General features: G+C 69.2%; 11 protein-coding genes and 2 pseudogenes. 9 read left to right on the top strand and 4 right to left on the bottom strand.

The window, feature by feature from the left end:
• Both ABZY31_RS30695 and speB read left to right on the top strand, forming a co-directional pair.
• On the top strand, positions 1 to 781 hold a 781-nt coding region (locus ABZY31_RS30695; protein WP_356416883.1), incomplete at its 5' end, for a carboxyl transferase domain-containing protein.
• Between the two features lie 32 nt (positions 782 to 813).
• Complete coding sequence (speB, locus tag ABZY31_RS30700) at positions 814 to 1,848, top strand: agmatinase (protein ID WP_356416885.1); 1,035 nt, start codon at positions 814 to 816, stop codon at positions 1,846 to 1,848.
• 429 nt (positions 1,849 to 2,277) lie between these two features.
• Here the strand turns inward: speB and ABZY31_RS30705 are convergent.
• Both ABZY31_RS30705 and ABZY31_RS30710 read right to left on the bottom strand, forming a co-directional pair.
• Positions 2,278 to 3,008, bottom strand: a pseudogene (locus tag ABZY31_RS30705) (IS5 family transposase); the annotation flags it as partial.
• Positions 3,009 to 3,573: 565 nt separating this feature from the next.
• Positions 3,574 to 3,882, bottom strand: a complete 309-nt coding sequence (locus tag ABZY31_RS30710; RefSeq protein WP_356416887.1) for a hypothetical protein — start codon at positions 3,880 to 3,882, stop codon at positions 3,574 to 3,576.
• Positions 3,883 to 4,181: 299 nt separating this feature from the next.
• Between ABZY31_RS30710 and ABZY31_RS30715 the strand changes: the two genes are divergently transcribed.
• The 7 genes and pseudogenes from ABZY31_RS30715 (at position 4,182) to ABZY31_RS30745 (ending at position 7,997) form a co-directional block, all read left to right on the top strand.
• Positions 4,182 to 4,376 carry a YegP family protein gene (locus ABZY31_RS30715; protein ID WP_356416888.1) on the top strand — a complete coding sequence of 65 codons (195 nt, stop codon included), beginning with the start codon at positions 4,182 to 4,184 and terminating at the stop codon, positions 4,374 to 4,376.
• A 91-nt stretch (positions 4,377 to 4,467) separates the two neighbouring features.
• Positions 4,468 to 4,887 carry a phage holin family protein gene (locus ABZY31_RS30720; protein WP_356416890.1) on the top strand — a complete coding sequence of 140 codons (420 nt, stop codon included), beginning with the start codon at positions 4,468 to 4,470 and terminating at the stop codon, positions 4,885 to 4,887.
• Entirely contained in the window at positions 4,884 to 5,351 is a 468-nt protein-coding gene (locus ABZY31_RS30725; RefSeq protein WP_356416892.1) for a DUF3618 domain-containing protein, read from the top strand. The genes ABZY31_RS30720 and ABZY31_RS30725 overlap by 4 nt, the downstream gene beginning before the upstream one ends.
• Positions 5,352 to 5,406: 55 nt before the next feature.
• Positions 5,407 to 5,641, top strand: a pseudogene (locus ABZY31_RS30730) (DUF4235 domain-containing protein).
• Between the two features lie 11 nt (positions 5,642 to 5,652).
• Positions 5,653 to 5,967 carry a hypothetical protein gene (locus ABZY31_RS30735; RefSeq protein WP_356416894.1) on the top strand — a complete coding sequence of 105 codons (315 nt, stop codon included), beginning with the start codon at positions 5,653 to 5,655 and terminating at the stop codon, positions 5,965 to 5,967.
• A gap of 422 nt (positions 5,968 to 6,389) precedes the next feature.
• Positions 6,390 to 6,833, top strand: coding sequence for a large conductance mechanosensitive channel protein MscL (mscL, locus tag ABZY31_RS30740; RefSeq protein WP_356416896.1), 444 nt, complete (start codon positions 6,390 to 6,392; stop codon positions 6,831 to 6,833).
• A 132-nt stretch (positions 6,834 to 6,965) separates the two neighbouring features.
• The gene (locus ABZY31_RS30745; protein WP_356416898.1) at positions 6,966 to 7,997 is read left to right on the top strand and encodes a hypothetical protein; all 1,032 of its coding nucleotides are present in this window, start codon (positions 6,966 to 6,968) and stop codon (positions 7,995 to 7,997) included.
• Between the two features lie 101 nt (positions 7,998 to 8,098).
• Here the strand turns inward: ABZY31_RS30745 and ABZY31_RS30750 are convergent, their stop codons facing one another.
• Positions 8,099 to 8,512 (bottom strand): hypothetical protein, encoded by a 414-nt coding sequence (locus ABZY31_RS30750; RefSeq protein ID WP_356416900.1) that lies wholly within the window; start codon positions 8,510 to 8,512, stop codon positions 8,099 to 8,101.
• A 525-nt stretch (positions 8,513 to 9,037) separates the two neighbouring features.
• Entirely contained in the window at positions 9,038 to 9,268 is a 231-nt protein-coding gene (locus tag ABZY31_RS30755; protein ID WP_356416902.1) for a hypothetical protein, read from the bottom strand.
• Between the last annotated feature and the right edge of the window lie 627 nt (positions 9,269 to 9,895).

The raw sequence follows: 9,895 nt of genomic DNA on the forward strand, positions 1-9,895 counted from the left end.
CTCGGCGCACTCGTGCAGCAGGTTGGCCCGGCAGCGCGGACAGCCCGCTATCCACCGCTCCTCGGCCAGGTCGGCCAGGTGCACGGCCCGGCGCCCGTGCCAGCTCGTCGACGACGGCGACGTCCTGGAGGTCCACGAACGCTGGGCCCGCAACATCATCTGCGCCCTGGCCCGGCTCGACGGCCGGGTCGTCGGCATCGTCGCGAACCAGCCCGGTCACCTCGCCGGCGTCCTCGACATCGAGGCCTCCGAGAAGGCCGCGCGCTTCGTCCAGATGTGCGACGCCTTCAACATCCCGATCGTCACGCTGCTGGACGTCCCCGGCTTCCTGCCGGGCGTCGACCAGGAGCACGGCGGGATCATCCGCCACGGCGCGAAGCTCCTGTACGCGTACTGCAACGCCACGGTCCCGCGGATCTCGCTCATCCTGCGCAAGGCCTACGGCGGCGCGTACATCGTCATGGACTCCCAGTCGATCGGCGCCGACCTCACCTACGCCTGGCCCACCAACGAGATCGCCGTCATGGGCGCCGAGGGCGCGGCCAACGTCATCTTCCGCAAGCAGATCGCCGACGCCGAGGACCCCGGGGCGATGCGCGCCCGCATGGTCAAGGAGTACAAGGCCGAGCTGATGCACCCGTACTACGCGGCGGAGCGCGGTCTCGTGGACGACGTCATCGACCCCGCCGAGACCCGCGCGACGCTCATCAGCGCGCTGGCAATGCTCCGCAACAAGCACGCCGACCTGCCGTCCCGTAAGCACGGCAACCCCCCGCAGTGACACGAAGCCCCCGAAAGGCCGCTGAACACATCATGACCGCGCAACCGAACGGCGTGACCGCGCCCGTGCCGCCGTCCGTGGCCCCGCCTGTGAGCCCGTCCGTGGCCCCGCCCGTGCCGCCGACGGAGACCGACCGGACCCTGCACTTCGCCGGTTTGGCCACCTTCGGCCGCATCCCCCGCCTCGACCAGGTGGACAAGGCGGACATCGCCGTGGTCGGAGTCCCCTTCGACGGGGGCGTCACCTATCGCCCGGGCGCCCGCTTCGGCAGCAACGCCATCCGCGAGGCCTCCCGCACCCTGCGCCCCTACAACCCGGCGCAGGACGTCTACCCCTTCCACTACAGCCAGGTCGCGGACGCGGGAGACATCAGCGCCAACCCCTTCAACGCGGCCGAGGCGGTGGAGACCATCGAGGCCGCCGCCGACGAACTGCTCTCCGGCGGGGCCCGGCTGATGACGCTCGGCGGCGACCACACCATCGCGCTGCCGCTGCTGCGCTCGGTCGCCAAGAAGCACGGCCCGGTCGCGGTCCTGCACTTCGACGCGCACCTGGACACCTGGGACGACTACTTCGGCCAGCAGTACACCCACGGGATGCCCTTCCGCCGGGCCGTGGAGGAGGGTGTCATCGACACCTCGGCCCTCTGCCACGTGGGCACCCGGGGTCCGATCTACGGCAAGAAGGACCTCGACGACGACGCCAAGCTCGGCTTCGGCATCGTCACCTCGGCCGATGTGATGCGGCGCGGGGTCGACGAGATCGCGCAGCAGCTGCGCGAGCGCGTGGGTGACCGGCCGCTCTACATCTCCATCGACATCGACGTGCTGGACCCGGCCCACGCCCCCGGCACCGGCACCCCGGAGGCCGGCGGCATGACCTCTCGGGAACTGCTGGAGATCCTGCGGGGTCTGGCCGACTGCCAGTTGGTCTCCGCCGACATCGTGGAGGTCGCGCCGGCCTACGACCACGCCGGTATCACCTCGGTGGCGGCCTCGCACGCCGCCTATGAGCTGATCACGATCATGTCCAAGCAGATCGCCCCGGTCCGGTGGGGCATGGCGTAGTCGGCGCCGCGGTGGGAGCCGGAGCGTGCGGCCGCCGACCACGCCCGCGCGCCCCGCACTGCGCCGGCCGCCCGATCACCACCCCGGGCCTTCCCCCATGAAGGTGGGCACGCGGTTATTGGTCACACGGCGAGTGTGAGTTCAGCGGCGTGGTGTCGGCGTCGGTGCTGAGGTGGCCGTCGGCGACGTGCCGGCGGCGGGTGTTGTAGCGGGTCGGCCAAGCGAAGACCGTTCTTCTGCAGGTGGCGGCGTCACCGTAGTCGTGGATGCCCGTAGGCGCGGTTACGTGTCGGGGCAGCAAGCGAATGAGCTGGCGGGTGTAGGGACCAGGTGTCGTGCGGGCGGTGCCGGGGTTGCTTTCGTCTCCAGGCTGAGCAGATGGATCAGTGCCTGCTTCAGGTCGCGCCCCGGGTGTGCCGGGTCGGCGGCCCTGTTGAAGCACCGTTCCACGACGTTGCGGCGCTTGTAGACATCGCGGGCGAAGGCCGGCGGGCGGCCGCCGAGGCTGCGGCGCCGGGCCCGGTTGGCGATCTGGTCCTTCCGTTCCGGGATGGTGTGGCTGATGCCCCGGCACCGCAGCCAGGTCCGGATCGCTTCCGAGCTGTAGCCCTTGTCACCGAGGACGTGATCGGGCCTGGTTCTGGGGCGGCCCGATCCGGTCCGGGGCACGCGTATCGCGTCCATCACGGCGGTGAACTGAGTGCAGTCGTTGGTGTTCCCGCCGGTCAGGACGAAGGCGAGCGGTCGGCCGGAGCCGTCGCAGGCCAGGTGGATCTTGCTGGTCAGCCCGCCGCGGGACCGGCCGATGGCTGGGCTCTGAAGCCCCCTTTTCGGGCCCCGGCCGCATGCTGGTGGGCGCGGACGACGGTGGAGTCCACCGAGACCAGCCACTCGATATCGCCTGCCTCGTCCGCTTGCGCCTGCGCGGCCCGGAGCATCCGCTCGAAGGTTCCGTCCGACGCCCACCTGCGGAAACGCGTGTGGAGGCTGGCCCACGAGCCGTATCGCTCAGGCCGCCAGGCGACCCCGGTCCGGAACTTCCACACGATCCCGTTCAGGACCGTCCGGTCGTCCAGCCGCGGCCGCCCCGGCACAGGCCGAGGCAGCAACGGCCGCACAAGTTCCCACTCGGCATCGGACAGTTCATGGCGACGGATCACGACACGTGATCCACAACCCAACGCCGTCCGATTCGCACCTGAACGTTGGCATCAGCCCGCGGCACGGTGACGATCCGCCCAGCGCTGATGGCTATGGCCAGGCCGTTTGCCTGTCCTGCCCTGCGGTGTACAGCAGCCTGCGGGACCGGAATTGGTGTGACTACGATCCGCACGGCGGCCGTCTCGTGCGCCACCGTGCACCGCGAACCACTTCAGGCAGCCATCCACGGAACACGGCAGGCGTGGGGGGCCATTCCCTCGGGACACAAAGTCTTGATCACTGTCTTGCGGATCGCACGCCATGTCCGAAGGGAACACACCAAGTGGACGCGCAGTTCGACGGGTTGCCGTGAGCCGCTGCTCTGAGCAGGATGTTCCACGGCCCACTGTTCCGCCAGAGAGCCGTACACGTCATCAGTCGACAGCTCGCTCCCGGGAAAAGTTTGTGCGACGGTCTCACTGATGATCCGGGCGCTCCGAGAGCCCACAGCGTCCTCAACGAGTTTCTTGACCCATGCCAGCCCCTGCTCGTCTGTGTACAAGCCGAACCTCAGGTCGCGCGCCCTCACCGCATCAGTCCTTTGTGATGGTCGTCATCGCTCTTGGCGAAGACGGCGGTGAACCAGGAGTAGACGGGAGCGAGCGTTGGTGATGCGGGCCATCCATTGATCGTTGCCAGGAGCTGCCAGTAGCGCTCGGCGTGGGGGTCGGCTGTTGTCTGCAGGCGGGCGAGGAGCCAGCGGCGCAGACTGCCTTCGTCGGCACGCTCGAATGCCTCGGCGTAGAGGCCGCCCAGCGAGTCGGTAAGGGACGCACCGTTGGCGGATGCGGGCAGGAGGCCGGCGGATGCGGCCTCGTCGATTCGTTCACGCATCGCCTGGTTGAGAGCGTTGTGCAGAGTGCTGACGTCCTCCTGGCCGTGAGCGGGTGCGGTCTGCGCGGGCTCGGCCCTTGCGGTCGCGGCCGAACGGGTACACAGCGGTGCCCAACTCCCCCTCCGATGTCGCCGCCGGCGCAGTCACAGGCCTGATCGCAGCCGCTCTCATCCGGGCAACGCCGCGCCTGCTGATCCGCGCGTGGAGATGACCTCGCTCGTAGGCGGGTGACCGGCTGCTTCCGGGGTACGCGCGCCGTGACAGCAGCATGGACATTTCAAATAGGAAGAGGTCTTCCATGGCGGCTCGTTTCGAGGTCCGGCACCAGCCGGCCAAGGGCTATCACTTCGTTCTGATCGCAGCGAACGGGCAGGTCATTGCGACCAGCGAGCACTACGAGACCCACCGCGCCTGCCTGAACGGCATCGACTCCGTCAAACGCAACGCCGATGCCCCCATCCAGGACGACACCGCTACCCATTCGGGCCGTTGACCGGCGCGGCACCACACAGGTGACACGAACGGCGGCCATCGTGCAGCCATCGCGCCCCAACGCACCAAGCATGCAGAGAAGGTAAAGACACATGAGCGCCGCCGGACGAGTCCCGAACCACCACAGTCCTGAGGAATCGGTGGGAGACCTCGTATCACGGGCGTCACAGCAAATCTCGGAGCTGGTTCACGAGGAGATGCAGCTGGCCCGGGCGGAAATGGCCGAAAAGGGCAAGCGCTTCGGCGTGGGCGGCGGTCTGTTCGGCGGGACCGGCCTGGTCGGCATCCTCGCCGCGCAGGCGCTGGTCGGCGCGGTGATCGCAGCCCTCGCCCTGTTCCTGCCGGTCTGGGCCTCAGCTCTGATCACCGCCGCCCTGCTGGCAGCCGTAGCCGCGGGGATGGGCGCGGCGGGCAAGAAGCAGATCGCCAAGGCCGGCACCCCGGCACCCGAGCAGGCCATCGACAGCGTCAAGGCCGACGTGGCCGAGATCAAGGAGGCAGCACACCGATGAACACTCCTTCCCAGGGCGACAAGAAAGCCGCGCCCACTCCCGAGGAGCTGCGCAAGCAGGTCGAGCACACACGCGACGAGCTCGGGCAGACCGTGGAGGCGCTGGCGGCCAAGGCCGACGTCAAGGCGCAAACCAGGGAGAAGGCGGCCGAGATCAAGGAGCAGGCCGCCGAGAAGGCCAGCCTCGTCGGTGACCAGCTCCGTGAGAAGGCAGCGCAGGCTGCTCAGTTGGTCAAGGACAAGACCCCCGATCCGATACTGGACAAGGCCAACCACGCCGCAGCGCAGGTCCGCGACACCGCGGCACGCGCGGGGCAGCTCGCCGCCGAGAAGACACCAGACCCGGTCCGTGAGAAGGCCGAGTCGGCCGCGACCATGGCGAAGGCCAACCGCACCCCCCTGATCGCCACAGCCGCTGCGTTCGTCGCTTTCCTGCTGCTGCGCCGCAGCCGGAAGCGCCGGTGACGTCAGCAAAGACCCCTACAGGCCGGTCGGCCTGGCGTTCGGCGCCGCGAGCGGCATGATCGTCGGCGCGGTTCCAAGTAGGCGTGGGAGACAGTCGGCCGCAAAACGACGGTGCCCCGAACGCGCAGGGAGTCCGGCTTGCCGCAGCTCTGTACGGCGCGGTCTTCGCCGTCGTCAAGGCCGCCGTCGAACGGTTGGGTGCCACCACCACCCGGCGCCTGACCGGTACCTGGCCGGGCTGCACAACGCGTGGGCGGCGTCGGAATGCCGGCGCCGCCATGCCCTTGTAGTCCGAGAACTGATGGAGGACATCGTGGCCGCGTACCCCGGGCTGCCCACCTTCGCAGCCGCCGCCTTCACCACCGCCGTGCTCCTCGCCCGCTGGTGGGCCACCCGCGCAGTCCGTGACGCGCACGGTGCCAGCGCTGCCAAGGCGCCCTGGCGACGCTCAGCGCCCCCGCCGGCCGGCACGGACACCGTCCACGATCATGTGGCCGAGCTTCATGCCTCGTTCCTGGATCCGACCCTGCGGGAAACCGACGCCCACCTTGAGCAGTACTGGAACAAGCTCACGTCCCTCTACCCGCCCCGTGACAGCGAGCGTCGACACAGGTAGAAACCGGGCCTCACCCCGCAGGCTGTCGTCGAACGTCCCTGGTTGGACCGACCGGGCGCCGCCGCGCGTCAGCAGGTCGGCCGACCGGCAGTGAGCCGACACCCAGGGCGGGTATCGCCCGTTGCCCGGGGCACACGAAGCTCATGCACGGACAACCTGCGCCTCCCACGAGCAGACCTCTTGCGCCGGATGCGCATTCCCACCATCACAGCTGCCACGCCGTGCCCCCACGTACCCCCCCCGCTGTCCGACCCCGCACCCGTCAGTGATTGACAACGAACCGTTCAGCCGTCAGAGCCCGCGTTAGGAAACGGCGCGCCCCCTGGCGCCGGGCGTGCCCCACAGGTGACGTCCGGCAGACCAAGCGACTGAGGAGCGGCCAGCCACACCCGCGGACTCCGAAGAGCCTCAAGGAGTGAGAAGTGAAGGGCTTCCGCAGCTTCATCCTGCGCGGCAACGTGGTCGACCTGGCCGTCGGCATCGTCATTGGAGCGGCATTCACCGCCGTGGTGAACGGCTTCGTCGGCGCCTTCCTGACACCACTGGTCGGGTTGGCCACCGGCGCCACCGGCGACATGAGCCGCAAGACCTTCACCGTGGGTACCACCGAGTTCCCCTACGGGGCCTTCATCAACGCGGCGATCAGCTTCCTTCTCCTCGCCTGCGCCCTGTACTTCCTGGTCGTGCTCCCGATCAACAAGTTGCACGAGCGCCTCGCCCCGCACCAGGATGTCCAGGCCCCCAAACGGGACTGCCCCGAGTGCCTCAGCCCTGTCCCCGCCCAGGCCCGACGCTGTGCCTCCTGCACGGTGCCCCTGCCCGCCGTCCCGGCCCAGGCAGGGGAGACCACGCAGCGGGCCGGGTGACCACAACGCCCTCCGGCCGGGCGGAGTTCGGGCTGCCGTTTCCACTGGAAACGGCCGAAGTTCTCGTCAGGGACGGACTTGACCGGCCGACAGGATCAGCTGGTTGTCAGTGACCCTTCCTATGCTGGCGCCATGAAGATCACCAAGCGGACACTTGCGGAGGCCTGGCAGCGAACGGCCGCCGAACACGCCCTGCTCCACAAGGTCGTGCTGCCGCCCGTGGCCCTCTCGGCCGACGAGTTGGAGGCGTGGGCCGACCACGCTGAAGAGGCCGAGGACGACAGCCTGTGTCTGCTGCTGGACGAGGACGGCACGGTGCGTGGCCATCACGGCCCCTACCGGGAGGTCTTTGCGACGCGAGACCTCGACCAGGTGCTTTACCTGATCGCCGAGGCCGCGATGGGCCGGCACGGCGGCAGCCCTGAGGAGACGGCAGGCGCGCTGGACAGGATCGATCCGGCCTGGGGAAGACGGTTCCGCAGTGGCGGCCTGGACGACAGGAGGACGGTCGAGGTGTGCGGGCGCGATCCGCTGGAGGGGCTCGCCTGGATAGCCGGTTCCTGGCGTGAGCAGAACCCGTACACGACGCTCGCCTTCTTCCGCGCGGCGCCCGGGCAGCCCGTCGACGCCGAGCGGCTGGCCTTGCTGTACGGGGCCGACCCCGCGCAGGTCGCAGCCGGTACGCGACTGAAGGACCTGCAAGCCCTGGACAGCGGCCGGGCCCACTGGGACCGCCAATGGGAGAGCTGCTGCTTCGGGCAGGCGGGCGGGTGGACGTTCCTGCTGCACCACGACACACCGCCGGGGTCCTTCGCCGACAAGGAAGCGTACGAGGCGCTCGGGATCAGGGAGAGCATCTGGCTGACCGCCACCTCCGCGAAGGCCATCTACACCTTGGACTACATGCGGGACGGCCGCCGCGTTGACGACGACTGGGGCATGCTGGAGCTGATCTGGTACGAGCGCGGCCGTGCCCCCTATCTGCGGGGCGGCGAGCTGGACTTCCTCAACCAGGCACTGCGACGTGCCGAGCTGGATCACCCCGCGCTGACCAGCACGTTCGAGCTGTACTTCCACGCCTTGGAGGAGTCTCTCGGTCTGTGTCTGCCGCGCCGGGAGTTCGCGGAGGGAGAGGTGCGGGCCGCGTACTGGGCCGAGGAATAGTGGTGAATGCGGCGCTCCAGTACACGGGCGCCTCTGGCCTTGCGATGCACGGCACCAGACACTGCCGGCTTCACCGGCACGATCCAGAAGAGACGGCTGGGTTAGAAGGGCGGCCAGTCGGAACCGGGAGGCGGAGCGGGAGAGACACGGTTACCGTTCCGCATCTCCAGTGGCCAGCGCGCGTCGATGACTGCAGCGGCCTCCTTGCGCCCGTCGCAGGCACTCGGCCACCCGTGCATCCACATGTACGGCGAGGCGGTGAGCCCCTCATGGGTCAGACCGCACAGCGTCCCACCAAAGCCGTCGGCAGAGTACGCGTACGCCACGTCGTACGCGTGCGCGACATCCTTCGGCAGCTGCCGGGATTCCGCCCGCTCCCACGGTATGTAACCGTATTGCGGCCGCGAGACCTCGCGCGGGTCGTATCCGAATTCGGTCCAGGCGTAGCACCAGGAACAGAACCAGCGTTCCTTCACCGCCATGTCCCGCGGCATCTGCAGTTCAGCCACCGGCATGCGTCGCATCTCACGGCCGCAGACATCACACATCACGCCGCATTGTGCCTGACCATTAGCCGTCCCACATCCGCCGTCGCCTGCGGCGCACCCGTCCGGCAAGAACCGGGAGGGATGACCTGGCCCTGTGGCTGCCACTGCGGACACCGCGCAAGCGCGCCGCCGCCCGCTGCTTCGGCGACTGCGACGAGTGCTTCGCCCCGAAACCGGAGTTCGACCGCCGCCTCCACGAGGTGCTTGTGCAGCGTAAGCGCACCGCGACCAGACAGCCCAGCCATGGGCCGCCGCGCGGCCGCACGCTGGCGCACCACAGGCGGAGCCGAGCCATGGGCACTGGTCCTCCACGAACCAGGCTCCGTCCCCGCCCTCGCCGCCACCACCGCCGTTTTGGCCACCGGCGCCCCTGACATGGCAGGCATCCGCAAATACTCCCGCCCGGGCCTGCGGGCTCCTTGGATCCTGGATCAGGGAACGCCCCTGTGGCAGTGCGGGCGTTCCCTGACCGTTCATTTAGTGAATGTGGCGTCAGCCGCCGACGTGGTAGCCGTCGTACTTGCCACCCACGCAGGCGAGGAAGATGTAGCGGAAGACGATTTGGCCGCCACCGTCCACACACTTCTGAGGGCTCACGTACTGAATGCCGACCGGGGCGGCAGTGGGGGTGCCGGCGGCGGAGGCAACTCCGGTACCGGCAGCGCCGAGGCCCAGGGTGAGGGCCGATCCCAGCATGGCGAGAGAGACCAGGCGTCGTCGCATCAATTTGCTCCATTGTGAGAGGGGTTGTGAACGAAGAGAACGTAGCGATGGGGGTGGTGCGGTGGATAGGTTTGGGCGGTTTACCGGGGTTGTTCAGGGGGGTGCTGGGGTCGGGTAGGGGGTCCGCGCCGGCCCTCTCTTGGCGCCGCGCGCGGTCAAGCGGGGCGGGCCACCGCGCACGCTCATGTGCACGGTGTTCACGTGGACGTGGACGTGGACGTGCAGGCGCGGGGGCAAGCGCGACCCCGGCCGGCCCGAAGCCCGCCTGACGGTGCCGCCCGGGATGGCCATCTCGGCGGCGGTGAGGCCCTCCAGGGCCTGGCGCTGGACGGATCTCGGGAGGAACCGTCCGCGTTTCACCGTGGTGGCGCGTCCAGGGCGGACACGCCGCCGAGGAGCCTCTCGGACCGCCCATCACCCAACCGGCCGAATTCGAAGAGGAGGACTTCCTACGGACGGTCCTTCTGCCTGGTGGGGAGCGCGGGGTCACCGTCCAGCGGCTCGATAGGCCATCGAACGGGTCCGGGCGGCACGGGCCGCACTGCGCTGAACCCCCTACCATCCCTCGGCGCCGCGCCCGGCACCACCCCCGCCGCCAGGTGCGTGGCCACCAGCGGCCCCGGCAGC

Origin of the sequence: Streptomyces sp. NPDC006529 (assembly GCF_040611795.1) — a bacterium.
In the GTDB taxonomy this organism is placed as follows: Bacteria; Actinomycetota; Actinomycetes; order Streptomycetales; family Streptomycetaceae; genus Streptomyces.